This is a genomic window from Roseibium algicola, assembly GCF_001999245.1.
GTDB classification, from domain to species: Bacteria; Pseudomonadota; Alphaproteobacteria; order Rhizobiales; family Stappiaceae; genus Roseibium; species Roseibium algicola.
The window spans coordinates 959,283-981,769 of sequence record NZ_CP019630.1 but is presented as its reverse complement, the minus strand read 5'-3'; the positions used below and the strand labels follow the sequence as shown (position 1 = coordinate 981,769).

The 22,487-nt window shown below is 59.6% G+C and carries 21 protein-coding genes and 1 tRNA gene; 12 read left to right on the top strand and 10 right to left on the bottom strand.

Annotation, left to right across the window (positions count from 1 at the left end):
* Positions 1–5 precede the first annotated feature (5 nt).
* The 3 genes from B0E33_RS04640 to B0E33_RS04630 form a co-directional block, all read right to left on the bottom strand.
* Positions 6–2,174: an aq_1923 C-terminal domain gene (locus B0E33_RS04640; RefSeq protein ID WP_077290563.1), complete on the bottom strand. Its 2,169-nt coding sequence runs from the start codon at positions 2,172–2,174 to the stop codon at positions 6–8.
* A 148-nt stretch (positions 2,175–2,322) separates the two neighbouring features.
* Positions 2,323–3,465, bottom strand: coding sequence for a tRNA epoxyqueuosine(34) reductase QueG (gene queG, locus B0E33_RS04635; RefSeq protein WP_077290562.1), 1,143 nt, complete (start codon positions 3,463–3,465; stop codon positions 2,323–2,325).
* Positions 3,466–3,532: 67 nt separating this feature from the next.
* Positions 3,533–4,225, bottom strand: coding sequence for a glutathione S-transferase family protein (locus B0E33_RS04630; protein WP_023001669.1), 693 nt, complete (start codon positions 4,223–4,225; stop codon positions 3,533–3,535).
* Positions 4,226–4,443: 218 nt separating this feature from the next.
* On the opposite strand from B0E33_RS04630, the gene B0E33_RS04625 reads away from it, so the two are divergent.
* On the top strand, positions 4,444–5,250 hold the full coding sequence (locus B0E33_RS04625; protein WP_023001668.1) for an undecaprenyl-diphosphate phosphatase: 807 nt from the start codon (positions 4,444–4,446) through the stop codon (positions 5,248–5,250).
* 84 nt (positions 5,251–5,334) lie between these two features.
* Here the strand turns inward: B0E33_RS04625 and B0E33_RS04620 are convergent, their stop codons facing one another.
* A complete protein-coding gene (locus B0E33_RS04620; protein ID WP_077290561.1) occupies positions 5,335–6,363 on the bottom strand; it encodes a helix-turn-helix transcriptional regulator in 1,029 nt (342 codons plus the stop codon).
* A 150-nt stretch (positions 6,364–6,513) separates the two neighbouring features.
* On the opposite strand from B0E33_RS04620, the gene B0E33_RS04615 reads away from it, so the two are divergent.
* Entirely contained in the window at positions 6,514–6,750 is a 237-nt protein-coding gene (locus tag B0E33_RS04615) for a DUF1127 domain-containing protein (protein ID WP_023001666.1), read from the top strand.
* Positions 6,751–6,779: 29 nt separating this feature from the next.
* Here the strand turns inward: B0E33_RS04615 and B0E33_RS04610 are convergent, their stop codons facing one another.
* Both B0E33_RS04610 and B0E33_RS04605 read right to left on the bottom strand, forming a co-directional pair.
* Positions 6,780–8,042, bottom strand: coding sequence for an MFS transporter (locus tag B0E33_RS04610; RefSeq protein ID WP_077290560.1), 1,263 nt, complete (start codon positions 8,040–8,042; stop codon positions 6,780–6,782).
* 202 nt (positions 8,043–8,244) lie between these two features.
* Complete coding sequence (locus B0E33_RS04605; protein ID WP_077293145.1) at positions 8,245–9,219, bottom strand: complex I NDUFA9 subunit family protein; 975 nt, start codon at positions 9,217–9,219, stop codon at positions 8,245–8,247.
* Positions 9,220–9,397: 178 nt separating this feature from the next.
* Between B0E33_RS04605 and B0E33_RS04600 the strand changes: the two genes are divergently transcribed.
* Positions 9,398–9,484: transfer RNA gene (locus B0E33_RS04600), tRNA-Leu, on the top strand.
* Between the two features lie 100 nt (positions 9,485–9,584).
* Here the strand turns inward: B0E33_RS04600 and B0E33_RS04595 are convergent.
* From B0E33_RS04595 to B0E33_RS04580, 4 genes are all read right to left on the bottom strand, one after another.
* Positions 9,585–9,932: an SMR family transporter gene (locus B0E33_RS04595; protein WP_075281348.1), complete on the bottom strand. Its 348-nt coding sequence runs from the start codon at positions 9,930–9,932 to the stop codon at positions 9,585–9,587.
* A gap of 195 nt (positions 9,933–10,127) precedes the next feature.
* Complete coding sequence (locus tag B0E33_RS04590) at positions 10,128–10,943, bottom strand: hypothetical protein (protein ID WP_156912343.1); 816 nt, start codon at positions 10,941–10,943, stop codon at positions 10,128–10,130.
* A 262-nt stretch (positions 10,944–11,205) separates the two neighbouring features.
* The gene (locus B0E33_RS04585) at positions 11,206–12,654 is read right to left on the bottom strand and encodes an aldehyde dehydrogenase (RefSeq protein WP_023001661.1); all 1,449 of its coding nucleotides are present in this window, start codon (positions 12,652–12,654) and stop codon (positions 11,206–11,208) included.
* Positions 12,655–12,689: 35 nt separating this feature from the next.
* Positions 12,690–13,391 (bottom strand): GntR family transcriptional regulator, encoded by a 702-nt coding sequence (locus B0E33_RS04580; protein WP_167579491.1) that lies wholly within the window; start codon positions 13,389–13,391, stop codon positions 12,690–12,692.
* A gap of 212 nt (positions 13,392–13,603) precedes the next feature.
* Here B0E33_RS04580 and B0E33_RS04575 point away from each other — a divergent pair, with 212 nt between their 5' ends.
* The 9 genes from B0E33_RS04575 (at position 13,604) to B0E33_RS04535 (ending at position 22,481) form a co-directional block, all read left to right on the top strand.
* Positions 13,604–14,797, top strand: coding sequence for an amino acid ABC transporter substrate-binding protein (locus B0E33_RS04575; protein WP_023001659.1), 1,194 nt, complete (start codon positions 13,604–13,606; stop codon positions 14,795–14,797).
* A 59-nt stretch (positions 14,798–14,856) separates the two neighbouring features.
* Positions 14,857–15,720, top strand: coding sequence for a branched-chain amino acid ABC transporter permease (locus tag B0E33_RS04570; RefSeq protein WP_077290557.1), 864 nt, complete (start codon positions 14,857–14,859; stop codon positions 15,718–15,720).
* Positions 15,717–16,640, top strand: a complete 924-nt coding sequence (locus B0E33_RS04565) for a branched-chain amino acid ABC transporter permease (RefSeq protein WP_075281342.1) — start codon at positions 15,717–15,719, stop codon at positions 16,638–16,640. Before B0E33_RS04570 ends, B0E33_RS04565 begins: the two co-directional genes overlap by 4 nt.
* Positions 16,637–17,368, top strand: coding sequence for an ABC transporter ATP-binding protein (locus tag B0E33_RS04560; RefSeq protein WP_077290556.1), 732 nt, complete (start codon positions 16,637–16,639; stop codon positions 17,366–17,368). The genes B0E33_RS04565 and B0E33_RS04560 overlap by 4 nt, the downstream gene beginning before the upstream one ends.
* Positions 17,368–18,078: an ABC transporter ATP-binding protein gene (locus B0E33_RS04555; protein ID WP_077290555.1), complete on the top strand. Its 711-nt coding sequence runs from the start codon at positions 17,368–17,370 to the stop codon at positions 18,076–18,078. Before B0E33_RS04560 ends, B0E33_RS04555 begins: the two co-directional genes overlap by 1 nt.
* A 97-nt stretch (positions 18,079–18,175) precedes the next feature.
* The gene (locus B0E33_RS04550) at positions 18,176–20,533 is read left to right on the top strand and encodes a heavy metal translocating P-type ATPase (RefSeq protein WP_077290554.1); all 2,358 of its coding nucleotides are present in this window, start codon (positions 18,176–18,178) and stop codon (positions 20,531–20,533) included.
* Positions 20,534–20,544: 11 nt separating this feature from the next.
* On the top strand, positions 20,545–20,970 hold the full coding sequence (gene cueR / locus B0E33_RS04545; protein WP_055658337.1) for a Cu(I)-responsive transcriptional regulator: 426 nt from the start codon (positions 20,545–20,547) through the stop codon (positions 20,968–20,970).
* Positions 20,970–21,395: a c-type cytochrome gene (locus B0E33_RS04540; RefSeq protein WP_077290553.1), complete on the top strand. Its 426-nt coding sequence runs from the start codon at positions 20,970–20,972 to the stop codon at positions 21,393–21,395. The genes cueR and B0E33_RS04540 overlap by 1 nt, the downstream gene beginning before the upstream one ends.
* Before the next feature lie 465 nt (positions 21,396–21,860).
* Complete coding sequence (locus tag B0E33_RS04535) at positions 21,861–22,481, top strand: ribonuclease D (RefSeq protein WP_031269608.1); 621 nt, start codon at positions 21,861–21,863, stop codon at positions 22,479–22,481.
* Positions 22,482–22,487: the final 6 nt, after the last annotated feature.

Genomic DNA, 22,487 nt, shown 5'->3' with positions numbered 1-22,487 from the left:
AGCAATCAATTGGCAACAATCTTGACTGCAAGAAGATCCGGCAGGGTTTGCGGTGCTGCCATCGAACCCAGGATCTGCGCCAGCGGAACCGGGTTCGGCGGCGTCAGGGTGACCTTCAGTTCCCCCGGATTGTCGAGGAACTTGGACGCTGCTTCAGTAACCATCTGCGTGAAGGCCGCATTCTGGATCGGCGCGGTCATTTGCGTCGCCTGTGCAACAAGGGCTTCCCGGAAGACATTTTCGGGGATGTTCTGAGCCTCGGCAATGTGGGTCAGGCCCTTCTTGGTGAGGCCGGCATCCTTGAAGGTCAGGGATGCGTCGACGAACTGGGCAACCACAAGGGCCATTTGTCCCTGGTTCTCGGGATCCTCGAACAAGGACTTCGGTACGTTTGCAAGACGTGCGGACAATTCGGCGCGGCCGAGCCCTTCGACATCCACCATCATGCGTTCCAGGCGCAGTTCCAGCGTTGCCTCGTCCCAATAGAGCCGGGTCTCGTCGGACCAGACGACCGTTTCCAGACCAAGAGCTTCCAGCAATGCCTGGGCTTCCGGGTCATCGATGGCCGCGACAGGCACTTTCAGCCCTTCGGTCCTGGCGTGAAAGCTGGTCGGGATTGGCGGCACCGTGGTGGACAGCGTCATCTCGGCTCTGCCGATTTCGGTCCGACCGAGGTCCGGCACGGCAACGTCCAGTCCTTCCAGTTCATAGCCGAAAGAGCGCGGCATGAACGCGCGGGCCACCTCCATCGGATGATCCTCGCCGAAGCTTGGGTCCGCCATCAATGTGCTGATCATGGCACGCATGGGCGTATATTCGGCGAATTCGATATCGCCGATCGCCGCCCAGTCGATCTTGACCGATGCACCTTCCGGCAGGTCCGGGGCATCGAGACCGACCATCATCATTTCGCCGATACCGTCGGAGTTGATCTCCGACATGGACATTTCCTTGATGGCGATTTCCATCGGCTTTTCTGGGCCAGGTGTCGGCACGGTCACGTTGATACCGCTGATGCGGGCATCGGTGACGCCGAACGACCGGTAGAACTGGAATACGCCGGTGATCAGTTCTTCAGGGGCTGGAACCTGCTTGGCAAACAGACTGTCGAACAGGGCAAGGATGTTGTTTTCACGTTTCAGAACGGTGACTTCTGAAATCGAGGTCTTGTCGACGGCAATTTCAATCGCAAGCCCGTCGGCGATGTCCTGTTTGGACTTGTAGTCGATCGCCGACGCCGAGCCGAGCATGACCACTTCATCGCCGGTTTCGGGAACATCGGGGTCGAACAGATCGAAGAACGCGGCCGCGTCCATGTCCGTGTAAACGGTCTTGCCCTGGCTGGTGGTCTGGTTCAGCATCTGGCCCGAGGACGTGTCCAGCGTCTGCATCGACTGGCTCATGCTGTCGATCGTGTATTCCCCGATCCGGCCATCCACAGCGTCGGCCATGCGGTAGCCGGCAATCTGCATGGTGCCTGACAGAACAAGAGTGTCCTTGCCGTCTTCGATCTCATGCGCCTCGATTGTCATCGCCGTGTTGTCGGCCTTGACTTCGTCGTAGGAAGTCAGGAGAGCGGCCTTCACGAACGGCAGCCAGCGGCTGACCTGATGCGCCTCGTCTTCTGCCGGCACTTCCGGCATGGTGAAGCTGTAGTTCGTCGCGGAAACTCCGCTCAACCGGCCGTCGATCTTCAATCGGCCCTTGCCTTCGGCGCTGGCGGAAAGAACCATTTCTGAATCGTCGGAATAGACCCAGCTTGCGGCGTCAAAGTCGCCGTCTTCATGGCTGAGACCTGTAATGGTGACCGTGCCGCTGCTGAATGAAAGCGAATAGGTCAGGTCGGTCAGCTTTTCCGGTTCGATATCCGTGGCGCCGTCATTGCCTGTGACATCCGTTTCCTCGGCCGGAATATCCTCGATGGTTCCGCTCAAGGAGATCGTGCTGTCGGTGAGGGTCAGCGTATCGGTACCTTCGTCGTAAGCGACGCTACCGTTTTCGACCTCGACACCCAGGCTCTTCAAGCCTTCTACATAAGCTTCATAGGCGGTCTCGCCGGTGTCCTGCGCAAGGGCGGAGCCAGAAACCAGCGCAAGCGCGGTGCCGAGCATGAGGAGCCGGACGCGGGCCCTGGCTGGTTTGGATGAGAAAACGGAGGCGGGCTGAAAATTCAATGTCGTGGCTCCAATAAAATGATCGGAATCGAGCGGTTTGAACGAGATCGGTCCCGATAGGGTTGGACGTCCAAGTCCTCATCAAGACCTAGGCCATTCCATGACTATGTACCAATCACATGACAAGGTCGAATCGGGAAAAGCCGGATCAGGATTGCGCGAGGAGCCATTCAGAACGCACGGTCTCGTCGGTTTCGACGCGCAACGCCGCGGTTTTGCGGGCTTGAAAATCTTCCTGTGCAGAAAGTTGGCCGAATGCCCAGACGGCGGTGCCGCGAACAAGGGCGTCGGCATCGTCCAGCAGTGCTTCGATCTTGCCGAGCAGTTCAGTTTCTCCGGAATTACCGGCGGCAATCAAAACGTTGCGCAGAAACTTTCCCCGTCCGATCCGTTTCACCGGTGATCCGGAAAAGAGCTGGCGGAAAGCTGCGTCGTCCAGCGACAGAAGGTCTGCAAGCTTCGGGGTAATCATCTCCTCCCGGGCAATCAACTTGGCCTCCCGGGCAGCTTCGGCAAACTTGTTCCAGGGACAGGCGGCCAGGCAATCGTCACAGCCGTAAATTCGGTTGCCGATGGCTTTGCGAAACGCGTCCGGAATGGGGCCGGGGTGTTCGATGGTGAGGTAGGAAATGCAGCGCCTCGCATCGAGCTGGTAGGGCGCGGGAAATGCGTTCGTCGGGCAACTGTCGAGGCAGGCGCGGCAGGAGCCGCAATGATCGCGTTCCGCGCCGCTCGGCGGCAGATCCAGTGTGGTGAAGATCGAACCGAGGAAAAACCAGGACCCGAGATCTCGTGACACCAGGTTCGTGTGCTTGCCCTGCCAGCCAAGCCCGGCAGCCTCCCCGAGCGGCTTTTCCATCACCGGTGCGGTATCGACGAATACCTTCACATCGCCACCGGAGCGGGAAACCAGGAAGCTGGCCAGTTCCTTCAAGCGCCCCTTGATGACATCGTGATAGTCGCGGTGTCGCGCATAGACGGAAATGCCGCCGGTGGTCTTGTCGGCCAGATGGGCGAGGGGATGTTCGTGTGGTGCGCTGCCGGGGCCATAGTTCATCGCCAGCATGATGACAGAGCGAACCTCCGGCCATAGCGCTTGAGGTGAGGATCGGCGGTCGGCGGTTTCCGCCATCCAGGCCATGCTGCCTTCATAACCCTTATCCAGGAAGTGCCGCAGGCGTTCGCCCGCCTCCGGAATGCTGTCGGCAGCGGCAATCTTCACGCCGTCGAAACCGAGGGCGCGGGCCTTCTCCTCAAAGGCGGTCAGAAGCTTTTGGGTCTTTCGGTCCAAGGCCTTCGGCTGCTCGCTGGAACAACGTTCAGTTCAACCGGAACCGGTTGAACGCACGAAGAATGCGTCAGAAATCGAGATCCGCATAGGTCTGTGCGGCCGGCATGCCCAGTACCTTCTCGCCCAGGAGCGGGCGCATCGACGGCCGCGACTTGACCCGCGCATACCAGCTCTTGATGTCTTCCTGATCGCTCCACGGCACTTCGCCCAGATAGTCGGCACACGACAGGGAGGCAGCAAGGGCGAAGTCGGCGAAGGTCAGCCGGTCGCCGGCAACCCAGCGGCGGGAGGCGACCAGATAGCCGAAGTATTTCAGGTGGTGATGGATGTTTGCCCGGGCAACGCGCAGGGCAGCCGAATCCGGTTCGCCGCCGCCGGCGGATTTCGGCATGATCTGCTTGTAGATGCGCTCACGCACAAGATGGCCGATCACTTCCTGATCGAACTTGCCGAGGCTCCACTCGACCAGGCGTCTCGTTTCTGCACGGGCATCGGGATGATCCGGCATCAACCGGCGGTCGGCAACCGCATAGCCCCGGGTTTCGTCCAGATACTCCATGATTGGTCCGGCGCCGCAAATGGCAGGGCCTTCGTTTTCCACGATAACCGGCACGGTGCCTGCCGCGTTCAGCACCAGGAGCGCCTGAGGCCGCTCCCATGGGTTCACGTGATGCTCCTCGAAGGCGGCACCGTATTCGCTCAGGATGAGCCGGATGAACCTTGAAGATGGCGAGAACGGATGATGGTAGAGCGTCAGCATGAAGGGGTTAAGAGCCTGAACTGTGGCAAGACTACGTCAAAGCGAATGCCGAATGCTGCAATCGCCTTAACGGAGAGTTTGCCCCGAATATGGTTATCAAGGGTTTGACGGCGTGACTTCGCTTCGTCAAATAAGCGGCGACTTGGGAGACGCCCTGAGTCGCGAGACATACTTGGTCAGGCTGGTTTTCATCAAGCCATTTGGAGACAAGATACACAATGGACGGCCAAACGATTGTTAATGCTCTCATTTTGGGGATTGTCGAAGGTCTGACCGAGTTCATTCCCGTCTCGTCAACCGGTCACATCCTGCTGCTGGGGCATTTTCTCGGCTTCGACAGCACAGGCAAAACATTCGAAGTTCTGATCCAGCTCGGCGCCATTCTGGCGATCCTGTCGGTTTATTTCGGCCGTTTGTGGACGCTTCTGATCACGCTGCCAAGCGATCCCTCCAGCCGGCGTTTCGTGGCCGGTATCCTGATTGCCTTCCTGCCGGCCGCCGTCATCGGCGTGCTGCTGCATGGTTTCATCAAGGAAGTGCTGTTCGAAACGCCCGCGCTTATCTGTACGACGTTGCTGCTCGGTGGCATCGTCCTTCTGTGGATCGACCGCCTGCCACTGAAGCCGCGCTATACAAATGTGATGGATTACCCGCTGTCGCTCTGCCTGAAGATCGGCTTTTGTCAGTGCCTTGCCATGGTGCCCGGCGTTTCGCGCTCCGGTGCGACCATTGCCGGTGCATTGCTGATGGGCACCGACAAGCGCTCGGCGGCCGAATTCTCGTTCTTTCTGGCTATGCCGACAATGGCCGGCGCCTTTGCCTACGATCTCTACAAGAACCGCAACGTGCTCTCGATGGACGATGCCATGCTCATTGGTATCGGCTTTGTCGCGTCTTTCATCGCCGGTGTGTTTGTGGTCAAGGGGCTGCTCGACTTCGTCTCCAAACACGGCTTCGCACCCTTTGCCTGGTGGCGCATTTTCGTCGGCATTGCCGGTTTCGCCGGGCTTTATTTTCTGGGCTGAGGCCGCTTCACCAATGTCCGGATCGGCGTGCATATTTTGCTGCGCTTGTCCGGACCGACGGAGCGTGTGTGACGGGGGCTTGGCTCAGGCTGAGCGGTTAAGCTGTCTCTTGGTAGTGTAGATGCCCGCCAGCGCCTCCAGTTCGCTTGCAAGCTCCTGACGAAGGTCCTCCGGGCCAAGCAGTTCCGCCCCCGGCCCGAGCCAGCGGACGAGCGGCAATATGCGGGCCCGCTCGGTAGAGGGGATGCTGACGAGGATCCGGCCTTCTTCGGCCGGTGTGAAGACAGCGTGACGATAATACCAGTCGGCGCTCAGCTTCTTGGCCTGTGCGGCAGTGATCAGGATCTCGGCAATCGCTTCTTCCTGCTCCCAGCGACGCATCGCCTGCGACAGCCATGCCCCGCCGAGAAGGCTCTTGATGGAGAAGGTCTTGTCGGGCCGGAAAAAGAGCCCGCTGATTTCCAGATCCCGCACCCGGTCCGCCCGATAGACCTTGAGCGTGTCCGTATCGACGCAGCGTCCGGCCAGATACCAAAGGTCCCGGTCGAACATGACCCCATAGGGTTCGACGTCATGGGCTTTCACGGTCCGCCTTGTGGGGTTGACGTGTTCGAAGCGGACCCGTTTGCCATCCAGGATACCGGCCATGAATCCGTCGAGGGCCTTCTGCCAGTCGCCCGTCGGTTCCGCCTTTGTGCCGGAATGAAAGATGTCGGGCGGGATTGGTTCGATGCCCACGATCCTGTCGGCCTCTTTCAGGAGCCCGTGAACCGTTTTGGGCAGGGACGCCAACAGCTTCTTTTCCGCGGCCGCAAGATCGTCTGCCAGCGGTACCGTGCGGCTGGAGCGCACCAGTGCCATTGCAGCCAGCAGGGCGGCGGTCTCATTGCGGGTCAGCGCCACGGGTGGCTGAAGATAACCGCTGGCAAGCCGGTAGCCGCCTTCCGCACCACGCTCCGCATCCACCGGAACGCCAAGCGCGATCAGCCTGTCGATGTCGCGATAGATCGTGCGATGGGAAACGTGAAACCGTTCGGCAAGTACGGTTGCCGGGACAAGTTTGCCGCCGGTCAGCAGAAGCAGGATGCCGAGTGCGCGTTCAATCGGGTTCATGGAAAATCGGGCTCTGTGAGGTCGGAACAAAAAAAATCATAACCTGAGAACAGAACGGGATCAAACATGACTCACTGCTGTCAGGATTGATTTGTCATTCTCATCTCGTCCCCAGAAAGGAACGGGCGTTCAGCCCTTAGGAGAAGAGAGATGAGCCTTGAGATCGACACCATTTTCCGCAGCCGCGCAAACAGCCGCAGTGTTCTGTTTTCTGCCCTTCGTGTTTGTGTGGCAGAGTTCCGGAATTATCTTCGCCGCCGGGAAACTAACCGAGCACTTTCTCGCCTGAACGAGAGTGAGCTGAAGGATATCGGCCTGCAACGCACAGAGCTCGGCTACAGCGAGCTGCACGACGACCGCTTCAAGTTGGGGCCTCGGCGTGGATAATCTTTTCCGGCGGCTGGCAAGTTCTCCTGTCAGCCGCCGGATCCGCGCATCAATGCCTTTATCTCCGGCTTGTTCCAGGCAAAGAACATCACAACAAGAGCGGTAAGGGCCGCGATGATCACACCGTAGAACGGCAGATCCAGATCAAGCCCGATCAGTTCCCCGCCCAGCAACGAGATCACGCCCGCCACCAAAGTGAAGACGGCAATGGTCACGCCCATGACCCATCCCTGTTCCTTGTCGCTGACGGCTGCCGAATAAAGCCCGAGAAACGTCGGATAGGCGATGCCGAAGGCGAAGTAGTAACAGAAGACCGGCACATAGGTCAGAATTGCGTTGGGCGAGGCTATGAAAGCTGCCGCCGACACTGCCCAGACCGTGAAGGTCATGCCCAGAATAGCTTCCTTGCTGAACCGCTTTTGCGCCGGCACAACCAGAAACGTGCTGGAAAAGGCAAGGGCAATGCCGATTGTCAGCATCACCATCGAACCGCCGAGCGTGCCGTAACCGAAGCGGCTGGTCAGGTAGTTGTCGACGAAGATGTAGAAAGACAGGTTGGCGACGTGAAAAAAGAAGAACACCACTGTCAGCCGCATCACTGTCGGATATTTCCGGATACGCCACAGAAGCTCGAGGATTTCCGAAGGTCTGAACACGAATTTCTGCCGTTCCGCCTCGGCGTCGTGTGCATCCTTGAATGAGAACACCACCAGCAGGATGGCAATCAGCACCAGCACGAAACAGGCATAGAACGGTAGCTTGATGCTCGCCAGGTCGCCAAGCAGGACCGGGTCCGACAGGAGACCGCCGAGCAGTGGGCCGCCGACCAGCCCGAAGCTGACGCCGGTAATGATATAGCCCATGTTCCGGTTGCGGTCCTCGTCATCCGTGCTGCCATCGATCATCGCGGCCTGCGCGATCGGTTGGTTGCCCGCAGTCAACCCGGTGATCGCGCGGCCCAGGACCAGGAGCAGGAAGCTGTTGAGATAGAGCGCTGCTATGGTGAGCGCATAGCCGCCGAGCGCGCCGAACAGGCAGATCAGGATCGCATTCTTGCGGCCGATGACATCCGACAGTTTGGAGATGTAGGGCGCACCGAAGAACCAGCACAAGAAGAAGATGCCGATGATGAGGCCGTAATCGAAATGGCGCATCGCGTCGCTGGTGGACTGCGGCAACATCGACGTCGACGGTTCCATCACCAGGGAATTGATGATCGGAAACACCAGCCCCTGGCCGAGCAGGTCGACAAAGACAACAAAAAGTAACGTGACCTTGGCAAGAAATGACATCTGCGCCTCCCGTCAATTTTGACGGTAGGCGAAGGAGCGGGATGCGGCAACGAAAAGCTGTGCCGGGTAGGGGCGGCAGATGAACGGTGCTGCTTGCAGACGAACTGCTGGAGTGCGCATACCCGCCCGGCACCGGGCAAGTTTCTTTCAACAGAAAACGGGCCCCAAAGGGCCCGTCGAAGAAGTCAGGTGCAAGCAGGCCTTACGCCGGCCGGTGCGCGTCGTACTGGCCGTGTTCGCGGTAGCGTTCCAGGTAGGTCGGCAAAACGGCTGCCAGCGTTGCCGGGGGAATGCCGATGCCTTCCAGGGTGCTGCCTTCCGCTTTGGCCTTGTCAGACACCACGTTGTCGGTTTTCAGCAGCTCGACCTGATCGGCGGTGAACGGCGCGTAGGGGAAGAGCTGCAGAACCTTGCCCATGGCAGATGCGACCGGGAAGGGCAGCGGCAACAGAACGCGATTGCGGCGGGTGACTTCCAGAACGTCTTCCAGGCAAGACTTGAAGCTTTTCACTTCAGGGCCGCCGAGTTCATACGTGGTGCCACCGGCAAGCTGGCCATCGACAGCGCGGGCAACCGCTTCGGCAACGTCGCAGACATAAACCGGCTGGAACTTGGACTCGCCGCCACCAAGCAGCGGCAGCACAGGCGAGAAGCGGGCCATGTCGGCAAACTTGTTGAAGAACTTGTCTTCCGGACCGAACACGATGGATGGCCGCAGGATAACGCTGCCGGGCAGGGTTTCCAGAACACCGGCTTCGCCGACCGCCTTGGAGCGGGCGTAGGCAGAGCTGCTCTGTGCGTCCGCACCGATGGCAGAGATATGCGTGATCCGATCAAGGCCTGCTGCACGCGCGGCTTCCGCGATTGCTCGCGGACCGAAACTCTGCACCGCGTCGAAGGACTGTTTGCCGCTGGGGGCCAGGATGCCGACGGCGTTGACCACCGCATCCGCGCCGATCACGGCCCGGTCGACCGACCAGCGATAGCGCAGGTTGGCCTGTACCGGCATGATCTGGCCAACGGCGCCAAGCGGCTGAAGATGAGTCGCCAGATCGGGACGGCGGACGGCTGCGCGCACGCGGTAACCGCGCTTGGCGAGCGCCTGAACGATATGACGGCCAAGGAATCCCGATCCGCCGAAAACCGTGACGAGTTTGCCGTTAAGTGCTGTGGACATCCTGAAAATGCCTTCTGTCGCGTCCAAAAGGAGAGGCGGCCTGGAATTTGGCCGGCTCAGTCTGGGAGTTTCTTAGCCCTTTGCCGCGGGTCTGTGAAGGGCTGGCTGTGAATGAATAAAAAAAGTCACACAGAGTGATTGACAAGCCCCGGAACCACCCTTAAAAGCCCCCCTCACAGCCCAGGTGGCGGAATTGGTAGACGCACTAGCTTCAGGTGCTAGCGCTCGCAAGGGCGTGGAGGTTCGAGTCCTCTCCTGGGCACCAAATTCCGGTTTTGGACACACTACCAAGGTCCAGAACAATCTAAAAAAGCTCCGGTTTTCCGGAGCTTTTTTCGTTTCTGGGGCTGCTTCGGCGTTTTGGCCTAATGGCCTACCGATTTTGAGAAAACATTGATGATCACCACCCCGCTAAGGATCAGTCCAAGGCCGATCAGGGCCGGCAGGTCGAGTTTCTGATCGAACACCAGCCAGGCGACCATGGTGATGAGAACGATGCCTGCTCCGGACCAGATTGCGTAGACGATTCCCGTCGGCAAAACGCGAATCGGATAGGACAGCAGCCAGAAAGAGATCGCATAACCGGCCACGGTGACGATCGACGGCAGCAGGCGGGTGAAATTTTCGGTTTTTGCCAGTGCGGAAGTTGCGATCACCTCGGCGACGATGGCCGCGACGAGAAAAAGATAGGTGGCGGCGAGGCTGTTCGGCATCTCTGGCTCTTTAAGGCGGTGAGGGAGCTCCGGATGAAGGTGCGCAGACCTTTCGGGAGCAAATGGTTTCCGTTTCGTCTGTTTATACGAAAAAGGCCCGCGTGCGCGGACCTTTCTGAAGGCTGTGCTGTCTTTCCGGGAAGCTGCCTGGCGCAAATCGCGATGCGCGATCCTTCTGGTTGAACGCGATACGTTCTAGAAGGTGTATTTGCTTTCCAGCAGCAGGCCGTAGCGGTGATAGTTCTGGTCGAGAACCACTTTCTCGCCGGTGACGACATATCTGCGGTCGAAATTCGATTGGAGCCACCAGTAACGGCCACCGACGCCCAGTTGCCAGTTCTTGGTCAGGTCGACATTCAGCATCGCATCTGCTTCCAGACCATAGGTCCAGTCGCTTTCCCAGGTTTCTATCTTGTTGTAGCTCCAGGGGACACCTGCGACGTCAACGGACCAGCCGGCGCGTTGGCCGATGTCGCCTTCAGCAGTCATTCCCAGGCGGATCGCATGCCAGTCGCGGGACTGTTCGACGGTCAGGTTTCCGTATTTCGCCGAAACGTCGTCGGACAGGTACTGGTAGCCGACGAACCCCTTCAGCCGCACCTGGTTGTTTGCAAATTGCGCAAAGCCCCAGCCGCCGTCGAGAACAACATATCCGAGCGAGGTCTCATCGGTTTCGTCCATCTCGTAGCCAGAGAAATGCACATCGCCGCCGTCGCTCCTGCCGAGGCCGACATAGCCCCTGAAGAAGGTGTTGGACGTCGTGTCCTCGAGCGTTCCGACCAGTTCAGCGGTGTGCGAGGTCACATTATCCGTGCTGGAAATGTCGAAGCCGCTGTTGTCCAGATCGGAGCGCGATTGGCTGTACCAGTATCGCAGACCGATGCTGCCGCGCAGTGTCGATGGCTGATAGAGCTCGCCGGGCCCTGAGTAGACATCCGCAGCGGAGGCAAGGGGCGCCGAAGAAAGCGCAAGGAAGGCCGCAATCGGAAGGGACTGCAATAGTCTTTTCATGGCTGAAACACCGCTTGTCTGATTACGCGGGAATGCGCGCTATTGGTGTGTCAGGTATTGCAATTTATGGTTAACAGTGCGTGAAGGCACACCTGTTTAAGCCAGATGACGCAGCGTCCCGCCCGGCGGGCCTTGCAAAGGAGGCAAGCCCCAGCACAGCCTCGGCAAGCCTTGCTGCGGGGCCTCTGGTGAAAGTGATTTGGCTCAACCGCCTCCCGCACACTCTCAGGGGGGGGGGAGGCGGCGACTTACCGGTGATGGATCAGATCGGATAGCCCTGACCGGGGTCTTCGATGGTGATCCAGCGCAGTTCCGTGAACTCGTTGATGCCTGCCGTACCGCCGAAGCGGCCATAGCCGGAGGATTTCACGCCGCCGAAAGGCATCTGCGCTTCGTCAAAGACAGTCGGGCCATTGATGTGGCAGATGCCGGACTGGATGTCCTTGGCAACTTCCAGAGCCCTGCGGGTATCCTGCCCGAAGACGGCAGCCGAAAGGCCGTAGTCCGTGTCGTTGGCGATCTCGATGGCATGGGCGGTGTCGCGGGCGCGGATCATCGTGGTGACAGGACCGAAGCTTTCTTCGCCGTAGATGCGCATCTCCGGAGTAACCAGATCGACGATGGTCGGGGCCATCACGGTGCCTTCCTCCGGCACGCCGCCGCACAGAACCTTTGCGCCTTTCGCAACGGCGTCGTCAATCAGGGCTTTGACATGGTCGACCGTGTCGCGATCGACAACCGAACCGATATGAACCTGTTCGGTTGGCGCGCCCACTTTGAGAGCGCTGGCGCTGGCCGCGAATTTCTCCGCAAAGACGTCTGCAACGGACTGATCGACAACAACTTTTTCCGTGGACATGCAGATCTGTCCCTGGTTCATGAAAGCGCCGAACCGGGCCGCATTGACCGCACCGTCGAGATCGGCATCGTCGAGCACCACCAGTGAAGCCTTGCCGCCGAGTTCCAGAAGGCAGGGTTTCAGGTGCTTGGCAGCACGCTCTGCGATGATCCGGCCAACGCGGGTAGATCCGGTAAAGTTGATCCGGCGCGTCAGCGGGTGGTCGACCAGCGCGTTGACCACTTCGGGAGCGTCAGCTGCATCGTGGGTCAGGATGTTCAGGACGCCCTTGGGCAAGCCCGCATCAGCCATGACGTCACCCAGAAGCCTGTGCAGGCCCGGGCATTTCTCGGAGGCCTTCATCACCACCGTGTTGCCGCAAGCAATCGGCAGCGCGAAACAGCGGACACCCAGAATGGTCGGAGCGTTCCACGGCGCCATGCCGACCAGAACGCCCACGGGCTGGCGGTACCCCATGGAAAAGGAGCCGGGCTTGTCGGAGGGGATGATCTCGCCCTTGATCTGAGTGGTGGAAGCGGCCGCTTCACGCAGGATCTTGGCGGCGAACATGTTGTTGAAACCGAGCCATGGCGCGGTCGCCCCTGTCTCGCGAATGCCGACCTCAACGAACTGCGGCGTGCGTTCTTCCATGAGATCGGCAGCCTTGTTGAGGATCTTGCGCCGTTCGCTCGGGCCAGTCTTCGACCACGCGGCAAAGGCAGCCTGCGCTGACTGCACAGCCTTGTCGACGTCGGCCGCCACCGCGGCCGCCGCCACGCTGGCGCGTTCGCCGCTGACCGGGTTCTTGCGTTCGAAGACTGCCGCGTTGCTGGCTGCCTGGTCCTCGTTGTCGATGAAAAGGCCGTAGTCCATGGGATCCTCCGTTGTGTTGGTCTTGTTTGGTTCCGTCAGTTGTCCGGGCCTGCGAACAGGGCGGAGTAGACGAGTGTCTGGTTGGCGTGTTCGCGCATGATCGATTCAGCGCGCTGTGGGTCGCGTTTCGAGATCGCGTCGAAGATGAGGCGGTGCTGCATGTTGCCCAGGCGCAGGCGCATCATGTCTTCTTCGGCCTTGTCGGCGCTGAACACCACCGTGCCCAGCTTGAGCATCGGGAGGCTTTCCATGCGATCGAACGCATAGCCGATGTAGTCGTTGCCGCACTGGCGCATGATCGTCTCGTGAAAGGCGACATTGCCGTCCTGATAGCGCGAGATCTTGTCACCATCCGCCGATGTGTCGGTTAGCGCGATGTCCATGTCCTTGATGACGGATTTCAGCGTCGCCTCGACGTCCTTGCTCATGCCGCTCTTGGCAAGCGTGCCGGCAGCCAGGCCTTCCAGTACACCGCGCACCTCGTAGGCATGCTTGATGTCGCCCAGATTGAATTCCTGCACCGTGAAGCCGCGACCGTCACGCTTCTTGATGAGACCTTCCACCTCCAGCGCGCGCAGTGCCAGCCGCGCAGGTGTTCGCGACACGTCGAACATGTCGGCGACGCTCACTTCGCTGATCTTCGAGCCCGGTGCCAGCGAGCCGTCCATGATCATGCGATGAAGAACTGCCAGCACGCGCTTGTCGGACGGGGCTGTTTCATTTGCCTTGGTCGTCATCTGTCCTTGCCATTTTCGGATCCATACCTGTTCGAAGGCATGGACCTTATCATGAGCATTTTCATATTTATGTATCCAAAAATAGCGCATTGTCATTACAAAATTTCTGAAATCACCATTATTGGATGCAATATGTTGCAAAGTTGAAAATTTATGGATACAAAGTTGAGGCGCGATCAAACGCATGATCTGCGCGACTGGGAGGAGTTCTGATGCGTAGAATAGTTTTTGGAGCGACCGCGCTTGCCGCGGCGCTGCTGGCCTCCACGGCCTTTGCCGCGGACCCGATCAAGATCGGCCGCGTGGTGCATATGACCGGTCCGGCGGCAGGAGGTGATGCTGCCAGCCACAGCCCGAATGTGGAGCTCTGGGTTAGCCAGGTGAACGGACGCGGCGGCCTGATGGTCGGCGGCGAGCGCCGTCCTGTGGAACTGGTCGAATATGACGACAAATCCAATCCGGCCGAGATGATCAAGGCGGTGCAGCGTCTCGCCACGCAGGATGAAGTCGATTTTCTGCTGACGCCCTGGGGCACCGGTTTCAACGCGGCAGCTGCTCCGATCTTCGCAAAATACGGATATCCGCAAATCTCGGTGACCAACATCACCGACGAGATCGAGGAACTTTCCGAACGGTTTCCGAACATGTTCTTCACCCTCGGCAACACGACCGGTTTTGTCGAGGGCCTGCGCGACACCTTGAACAAGCTTCGTGACAACGGTGCCATCGGCAACAAGGTGGCCATGGTCAACGTCGCAGATGCCTTCGGCATAGAGCTTGCTGCCGTCGCCCGTGAAGTTCTGCCGGCAGCTGGCTACGAGATTGTCTTCGACAAGTCCTACCCCCTCGGCACGGCGGATCTGTCCCCGGTGGTCAAGGGAGCCAAGGCGACCGAACCGGATGCGTTCATCGCCTTTTCCTACCCGCCGGATACCTTTGCTCTGACGGAACAGGCGATCATTGAAAATCTCGATGTCGGCGCCTTCTACACGGCGGTCGCGACAGCGTTTCCCGCCTACGCCGGCAAATTCGGCAGCAAGATCGAAGGTAATCTCGGGGCAGGGGGCGTCAATCTCGATCTGGAGCCGATGACGGAATACCGCACGGCCTTCAACGCGCTTCATGGCAACCAGCCTGAATATTGGGCCGCAGCCACCTACTATGCCAGCCTGCAGGTTCTGGAACAGGCGATCGAAGGGGCTGACAGTACGGACCGCGAGGCCGTGACCGAGTACATCAAGGCCAACAGCTTTGACACCGCCCTCGGCACGATCAGCTTCGACAAGCACAATGAATCGAAGCACTACTGGACGGTGGGCCAGTGGCACGACGGCCAGTTCAATGCCGTCGCCGGCGTCGGTGTCCCGGTTGCGGTCGAGCCGGTCGCCAAGGAAGGCTGGAACTGAAGACCTTCGGACCGGCCGGCTCAGGCCGGTCCGGATCGTCTCGCGAATTGGTAGTTTAGATGGACATCCTGATTTCCGGCCTGCTTCTGGGCGGAACCTATGCGCTCATAGCCATGGGGCTCAATCTGCAATACGGCGTCGCCCGGATCATGAACCTTGCCAATGGCGAGGTTCTGGTCATGGGGGCACTGGCGTCGTTTCTTGCCTTTACCGCGGCTAGCATAAGTCCGCTGATCACGGTGTTCCTCGTGGCGCCATTGGCGTTCGCAACCAGCTGGCTTGTCTACCGCGTCCTGCTTCTGCCGCTTGTCCGGCGGGCGAGAACGCAAGGCCAGCTGGAGGTGGACTCCATTCTGGCAACCTTCGGAATGGCATTCATTCTGGTGGGCACCATGGTGTTGATCTATCCGGAACTGTTTGCCTATTCCTTCCTTGCCGTTCCGGTGGACGTTGCCGGAACGACGGTTGCCGCCAACCGGCTGGTTGCCTTCGGCGGGGCCGTGGCCATCAGTCTGGCGCTTTATCTCTGGCTGAACCGGTCCAACGCCGGATTGGCTGTCCGGGCTGTTGCCGTCAGTCCGATGGCAGCCGGTCTTGTCGGCATCAACGTCGAACGCATCAGTGCGCTGGCCTTTGCCATCGGCGGCACGATCACGGCGATGGGGGGCGTGCTGATTTCAACCTTCGTCACGCTTGATCCGTCGTTGGGTGTCATCTTCACCATGAAGGCGTTGATCATCGTGATCATGGGCGGGGTCGGCGACATTCGCGGGGCGATTGTGGCTGCGCTGATCCTGGGCGTGGTGGAAACCGCCGTGGCGACGCTGATCGATCCGGGGCTGACCCTGGCTGCTGCCTACACGATCTTTCTGCTTGTTCTCCTGTTTCGACCCCAGGGCCTGTTTGGCAGGAGACCCGCATGAACATTTCAGCCCTTGCGATGCCCGGCGCCGCAGCGCTTCTGGCCGCCGCCGCATGCGTTCCCTTTGTTGCAGACGGCTACTGGCTGTCGATCGCCGTAACCGTTCTCATGTATGCCGCCCTTGCCACTTCATGGTCGCTGTTTTCCGGGCCGACCCATTACATTGCCCTGTCGACGGGCGCCTTTTTCGGCATCGGTGGTTATCTGGTCGGCCTCGGCATGAGCGACTACGACCAGAGCTTCTGGGCCATGGCGGCGCTCGCCCCCGTTGTCGCGACAGCGCTCGCGGCGGTGATCGGCTGGGCAACCCTGCGCCTGTCCGGTGTCTATTTCGTCATCTTCACGCTCGGTCTTGCGGAAATGGTCCGCAACCTCGTCAGCTGGGTGCAGAATAACTTCCTCGGCAGCCGCGGGCTCTATGTGCTCACCGACCTGGATGAAACGCATATCTACTGGATGCTGCTTGCCGTTCTTGCCGCCGTGTTCGTGTTCGGCTGGTGGCTTGGGCGGTCGCGGCTCGGGTTCGCGCTGCGCATTCTCGGCAATGACGAGGCTGTGGCGCGTCATGTCGGCATCAACACCGCGCGCACAAAGGTCCTGATGTTCATGACCACCGGCTTCGTCGCCGCTCTCGTCGGTGCCATCGTCGCACCGCGCTACTACTACATCGAACCGAATGTCGTGTTCTCGCCGGAACTCAGTTTCGTCGTTGTCATCATGGCTCTTCTGGGGGGCACGCGGAAACTTTACGGCCCGCTTCTGGGCGTTCTTCCCTTCACGCTCCTCTGGGAGGTGATTTCTGTCTCTTTCCCCAATGCCACCACGCTGGTTCTGGGGCTCGCTTTTCTTTTGATCGTCTATTTCCTGCCGAATGGTGTCACCGGTCTTTTCGGCAAGCTTCTGGCAGGGAGGTCGTCATGACACAAGGACAACCGATCCTTCACGTGGAAAGCCTCAGCAAGCGCTTCGGCGGTCTTGTTGCAGTCAACAATGTCAGTTTCCAGGTGCTCGAGCATGAGGTGATGGGGCTGATCGGGCCGAACGGGTCCGGCAAGTCCACGACCATGAACATGATTTCCGGCGCCCTGAAGCCGAGCTCCGGGGCGATCATTCTCAAGGGGCAGGATCTGACCAGGAAAAAGCCCCACGAAATTGCCCGCTCTGGCGTTTCCAGAACCTTTCAGCTTGTCCGCATTCTGCCGGAGCTGACCGTGCTGGAAAACGTCATCGCCGGCGGCGTCTTCGGCCACGCCAGGCGCTGGGGCAAGGAGGTGGAAACTTTCGCGGCGGAGCTTCTGGCAAGGGTCGGTCTGGAAGGGCAAAGTGGCAAGCCGGTCTCCGCGCTGACCTACATCGACCAGAAGCGGCTGGAACTTGCCCGCGCGCTCGCCAGTGAACCGGAAGTCCTTCTTCTGGACGAGTGGCTCGCCGGTCTCAATCCTTCCGAGCTGACGGTCGGCATCGATCTGATTGCCAGCCTGCGCCAGGAGGGGCGGACGATCATTCTTGTCGAACATGTCATGGACGCCATCCGCTCGCTATGCGACCGGTGCCTTGTGATCAACTCCGGCGCCCGGATTGCCGAAGGCACACCGGAAGACGTGCTTTCCGACCCGGAAGTCATCCGGGCCTACCTGGGGGACGGCTGATGCTGGATATCAACGGGCTCACTGTCACCTATGGTCTTCATGCAGCCCTTCAGGGTGTCAGCCTGACCGCATCGAAAAGCGAGATCGTCGTCATTCTGGGCGCAAACGGGGCCGGCAAGAGTTCGCTGTTGCGGGCCGTCGCCGGGATCAGTGAAGGAACGGTCAGTGGTGAGGCAGCACTCGCTGGCCAATCCCTTCGCCAGATGAAAGCGGACAGGATCGTCGAGGCTGGAATAGCCTTCGTGCCGGAAGGCCGAGGCATATTCGGCGATCTCAGCGTCTGGGAAAACCTGATGCTGGGTGCCTATCCGGAGCGGGCGCGAGCAAGCCGGCAGGAGAACCTGGAAAAGGTGGTTGCTCTCTTTCCGAAGCTGGCACAGCGGCGCAACCAGACCGCTCGAACCATGTCGGGTGGCGAACAGCAGATGGTGGCTATCGGCCGCGCCATGATGTCGAACCCGGACATCCTGATGCTGGACGAGCCGTCCCTTGGCCTGTCTCCACTCCTGTCGGGCGAACTCTTCGAGAACCTGTCGCGCATCCGGGAAACCGGCATCGGCGTCCTTCTGGTCGAACAGAACGCCAAGCGAAGCCTGGCGATCGCGGACAGGGGGTATCTGATTGAAAACGGCCTGATCACAGGCGCTGATACGGCATCTGCCCTGCTCAATGATCCGGCTGTACAGAAAGCCTATCTCGGATCGGGATAAACACCGGGCCGGAGAATAAGCAATTGTCCGCCTTGACCTTCCAGCAACTGGAGGGCCTATCTGATGAAGAGATCGAAGATCCATCAGGGCGAACATCATGCAGGATACAGAGATCCAGCCGAACCAGACTGGCGAGGCAGGCAAGGTCACGGACCCGGTCTGCGGCATGTCGGTTACTCTTGGAAAAGGCAAGCCGAGCCTGAAATACAAGGGCGAGGAGTTCCACTTCTGCAGTCCGAAGTGTCACGACAAGTTCGAGGCTGATCCCTATTTCTATGTGTCCGGCAATAGCAGGAAGAAAAAGGCGATGGAGGCGGAACAGTCCGCCAAGGGCGCACTTTATACCTGCCCCATGCACCCGCAAATCGTCCAGGAAGGTCCGGGAACCTGCCCGATTTGCGGGATGGCACTGGAACCGCAGAGCGGTGTTTCCGACGAACCCAACCATGAGCTGGTCGATTTTACCCGCAGGCTCTGGGTTAGTGCCCTGGCGGCTGTCCCGCTTCTGATCCTGACCATGGGGCCGATGGTAGGCGTGCCGATCCGCGACTGGATCGGCGAAGGCGTTGCGATCTACCTCGAAGTCCTGTTGGCTACGCCGGTAGTCCTGTGGGCAGCCTTGCCTTTTTTCCAGCGGGGCTGGGCGTCTCTGGTCACTCGCAATTTCAACATGTGGACACTGATCATGATCGGTGTCGGTGCAGCCTATCTCTATTCCATGATTGCCGCTTTCCTGCCTTTCCTGTTTCCGGATGCGCTGAAGGGACCGGAAGGCCATATGCCGGTTTATTTCGAGGCGGCGGTGGTGATTATCGCGCTGGTCTTCGTCGGCCAGGTGCTGGAACTGAGCGCGCGCGAACGCACGGGCGACGCGATCCGCGCCCTGCTGGACCTTGCCCCCAAGACAGCCCGGCGGATCACGCCGGAAGGTGACGAATACGACGCTCCGCTGGAGAATATCCTCGCAGGGGATCTGTTGCGCGTTCGCCCAGGCGAGGCTGTTCCGGTCGATGGCGTGGTCAAGGAGGGTGGGTCATCCGTCGATGAAAGCCTGGTCACCGGGGAACCGGTTCCGGTCGAAAAGAACCCGGGAGACAAGGTTACCGGCGGAACGCTCAACAAGACCGGGTCCTTCACCATGGAGGCGAAGCTGGTCGGTGCGGACACCATGCTGTCCAAGATCGTCGACATGGTCGCCTCGGCGCAACGTTCACGGGCCCCGATCCAGGGGCTGGCCGATCGCGTTGCAGGATATTTCGTGCCTGCGGTACTCGGCGTGGCGGTGCTTGCTTTCGTGATGTGGCTGTTCGTAGGTCCAAGCCCTGCGTTCGTTCACGCGGTTGTCGCAGCCGTTTCAGTGCTCATTATCGCATGTCCGTGTGCTCTCGGTCTTGCCACCCCGATGTCTATCATGACGGCAACGGGCAGAGGCGCGCAGGCCGGCGTTCTGGTAAAGACCGCCGAAGGTCTGGAACGGCTAGCAGCGGTGGATACGATCGTTGTTGACAAGACGGGAACCCTCACCGAAGGCAAACCGGTTGTCGATGAGATCGTTCCGGCCGCCGGCAAAAGCGAAAAGGAGCTCCTGCGGCTGGCCGGAGCGCTTGAAAAAGGCTCGGAACACCCGCTTGCCGAAGCGATCCTCGGGGCAGTCAAAAATCAGCAGCTGGAACTGCCCATGGCAGAAAACTTCGAAGCCGTCACGGGGAAAGGCGTGCGTGCACGGGTCGATGATGCAGTCGTTCTTTTTGGCAACGCCGCTTTTGCCAGCGAAAGTGGCGCCGATTTGTCCGATCTTGGCGATCGTGCCGAAGAACTGGCTGAGCTCGGCAAGACGGTGATGTATCTGGTGCAGGAGGCTGGTGAGGCAGCGCAGCTTCTTGGGCTCATCGCCGTTGCGGATCCGGTCAAGGCAAATGCCAGGGCAGCCATCAGCGCCCTGCATGACGACGGTATCAGGATCGTCATGGCGACGGGCGATGCGCCGCGCACGGCAGACGCCGTAGCCAAGCTGCTGGGGATTGACGAGGTTCGCGCCGGTGTGTTGCCGGAAGGCAAGAAAAAGCTCATTGAAGACCTGAAGTCCAGGGGGGCAACGGTTGCCATGGCTGGTGACGGTGTCAACGATGCGCCCGCATTGGCTGCTGCCGATGTCGGTCTTGCCATGGGCACGGGAGCCGATGTCGCGGTGGAAAGCGCCGGACTGACGCTGCTCAAGGGCGACCTGGAAGGCATCCTGCGTGCCCGGAAGCTTGCCCGCGAGACGGTTCGCAACATCCGGCAGAACCTCTTTTTCGCCTTCGTCTATAATGCGGTCGGTGTGCCTGTGGCGGCCGGTGTGCTCTATCCGGTCTTCGGCATACTGCTGTCGCCGATGCTGGCCGCCGCCGCCATGAGCCTGTCTTCGGTTTCGGTTATCAGCAACGCGCTGCGTCTGCGCGCGCTGAAGCTTTAAGGAAAAGAAAAATGAATATCGGTGAAGCCTCCGAACAGAGCGGACTGCCGGTCAAGACGATCCGCTACTACGAGGATATCGGCCTCGTCCGTCCTCTGCGCAGCGAGAACGGATATCGCGATTTTATCGACGCCGATCTCCAGCGGCTGAAGTTCCTTCAAAGGTCGCGCAGCCTTGGGTTTTCCATCGACGAGTGCCGTGAACTTCTGTCTCTCTACGAGGACCGCAACCGGGCAAGTGCCGACGTCAAGGCGATCACCCGGGCGAAGATCAAGGAAGTGGATCGCAAGATCGAGGAACTGCGCTCACTCAAGAAGGTTCTGTCAGAGCTGGTGACCGCCTGCCATGGTGATGATCGGCCCAACTGTCCGATCATCGACGATCTGTCCGGCCAGCATGACCACGATCAGCTGGATGAAGATAGCAGGCAGGCTTGATGGGCAGGATCTTTCTGACAGTTTCAGCGATCTTGTCCGTTATTGTGCTGGGCATTCTGTTCTGGGGGCTCGTGTCGGGAAAGGAACAACCGCCTGCCGCCAGTGGAGCCGCGCTGGTGTCGGTGCAAGTCCCGGCCCTGGAAGGAGACGCCCTGGCTGGCGAAATTCTTTTTCGCGAAAACTGCGCGAGTTGTCATGGCGACAACGCTGCCGGGCGCGATGGCATCGCGCCTCCGCTGGTACACAAGATTTACGAGCCTGGCCATCACGCCGACGGGGCCTTTCTGCTCGCAGTCTCCCGTGGCGTGCGTGCGCACCACTGGCCATTTGGCGATATGCCGCCCGTGGATGGCGTCAGCCAGGAGGATGTACAAAAGGTCGTTGCCTATGTGCGCGCGCTTCAACGGGCAAACGGGATCAACTGAACTCGAGGGGCAGGCGCGAGCTTTGAACCTGACGGCTTGTTTTTTGATCTCGGCTGTCACGCCATCTTTCCGAACCGGTCATGGAAGAGGGATGATCGGTGGCCAAGTGCCTGGTGCATTGATTGCGACTTGGGACTGGGATTGCAATGAACTGCCACCAGGCAATTCGTATCAAGAAATAGCATTCTCTTCACGTATCGGCATGGTTCTGCGGTCAACCGACTTGCCTCATCCCGCCGCATGTTTTACCTGACGGAAAACTTATTCGAATAAGCGACCTGTCGTTTGCCTGTTGCGGGCAGTCGGCAGACAATAACATTTGCGGTCGTTCAACCTGTGTTCATGTGTCATGGCATAAATGCAGGTGCGGTCATTGAAGATAAGAAACAGGTGTCCTGCTGGATCAGTATGGCAGGAGCACCGACAGAAATTGTGCTCGGGACAGGCCAGAGGAGACGAAACGTCATGACCATCCGCTATCACAAAGGCGATTTGCCTGATCTGAAAGCCTATGAAACGGCAAGTGCGGTGGCGGTCGATTCCGAGACCCTGGGCCTCAACCCGCATCGTGACCGGCTCTGTGTTGTGCAGCTTTCACCGGGCGATGGCAGCGCCGATGTGGTCCAGATCGCACGCGGCCAGAGCGAGGCGCCGAACCTCGCTGCGCTAATGACCGATACGGCCAAACCGAAAATATTCCACTTCGCCCGGTTTGATGTTGCGGTGCTTCAGCACTATTTGAACATCCAGGTCTCGCCGATCTGGTGTACGAAAATCGCCTCCAAACTGGTTCGGACCTATACGGATCGCCACGGACTGAAGGATATCACGCGCGAACTTCTCGGGGTCGAGTTGTCCAAGCAGCAGCAGAGCTCGGATTGGGCTGCAGAAACCTTGAGCGACGCCCAGCTGGCCTACGCGGCCTCGGACGTGCTTCATCTGCACGCCTTGAAGGAACGGCTGGAAATGATGCTGGAGCGTGAAGAACGTAGTCATATTGCCCGGGCCTGTTTCGATTTCCTGCCGACGCGGGCAGAACTCGATCTGAAGGGCTGGGAAGAAAACGATATTTTCGCCCACTCGTAATGGCTT

Excerpts from the sequence above, each read along its gene's own strand:
- B0E33_RS04580 (WP_167579491.1), bottom strand. The coding sequence starts at position 13,391 with ATGACGACCAAGGCAAATGAAACAGCCCCGTCCGACAAGCGCGTGCTG.
- B0E33_RS04620 (WP_077290561.1), bottom strand. The coding sequence starts at position 6,363 with ATGAACCCGATTGAACGCGCACTCGGCATCCTGCTTCTGCTGACCGGC.
- cueR (WP_055658337.1), top strand. The coding sequence starts at position 20,545 with ATGAATATCGGTGAAGCCTCCGAACAGAGCGGACTGCCGGTCAAGACG.
- B0E33_RS04535 (WP_031269608.1), top strand. The coding sequence starts at position 21,861 with ATGACCATCCGCTATCACAAAGGCGATTTGCCTGATCTGAAAGCCTAT.
- B0E33_RS04585 (WP_023001661.1), bottom strand. The coding sequence starts at position 12,654 with ATGGACTACGGCCTTTTCATCGACAACGAGGACCAGGCAGCCAGCAAC.
- B0E33_RS04605 (WP_077293145.1), bottom strand. The coding sequence starts at position 9,219 with ATGTCCACAGCACTTAACGGCAAACTCGTCACGGTTTTCGGCGGATCG.
- B0E33_RS04575 (WP_023001659.1), top strand. The coding sequence starts at position 13,604 with ATGCGTAGAATAGTTTTTGGAGCGACCGCGCTTGCCGCGGCGCTGCTG.
- B0E33_RS04595 (WP_075281348.1), bottom strand. The coding sequence starts at position 9,932 with ATGCCGAACAGCCTCGCCGCCACCTATCTTTTTCTCGTCGCGGCCATC.
- B0E33_RS04560 (WP_077290556.1), top strand. The coding sequence starts at position 16,637 with ATGACACAAGGACAACCGATCCTTCACGTGGAAAGCCTCAGCAAGCGC.
- B0E33_RS04625 (WP_023001668.1), top strand. The coding sequence starts at position 4,444 with ATGGACGGCCAAACGATTGTTAATGCTCTCATTTTGGGGATTGTCGAA.
- B0E33_RS04590 (WP_156912343.1), bottom strand. The coding sequence starts at position 10,943 with ATGAAAAGACTATTGCAGTCCCTTCCGATTGCGGCCTTCCTTGCGCTT.
- B0E33_RS04540 (WP_077290553.1), top strand. The coding sequence starts at position 20,970 with ATGGGCAGGATCTTTCTGACAGTTTCAGCGATCTTGTCCGTTATTGTG.
- B0E33_RS04615 (WP_023001666.1), top strand. The coding sequence starts at position 6,514 with ATGAGCCTTGAGATCGACACCATTTTCCGCAGCCGCGCAAACAGCCGC.
- B0E33_RS04570 (WP_077290557.1), top strand. The coding sequence starts at position 14,857 with ATGGACATCCTGATTTCCGGCCTGCTTCTGGGCGGAACCTATGCGCTC.
- B0E33_RS04565 (WP_075281342.1), top strand. The coding sequence starts at position 15,717 with ATGAACATTTCAGCCCTTGCGATGCCCGGCGCCGCAGCGCTTCTGGCC.
- B0E33_RS04555 (WP_077290555.1), top strand. The coding sequence starts at position 17,368 with ATGCTGGATATCAACGGGCTCACTGTCACCTATGGTCTTCATGCAGCC.
- B0E33_RS04610 (WP_077290560.1), bottom strand. The coding sequence starts at position 8,042 with ATGTCATTTCTTGCCAAGGTCACGTTACTTTTTGTTGTCTTTGTCGAC.
- B0E33_RS04550 (WP_077290554.1), top strand. The coding sequence starts at position 18,176 with ATGCAGGATACAGAGATCCAGCCGAACCAGACTGGCGAGGCAGGCAAG.
- B0E33_RS04630 (WP_023001669.1), bottom strand. The coding sequence starts at position 4,225 with ATGCTGACGCTCTACCATCATCCGTTCTCGCCATCTTCAAGGTTCATC.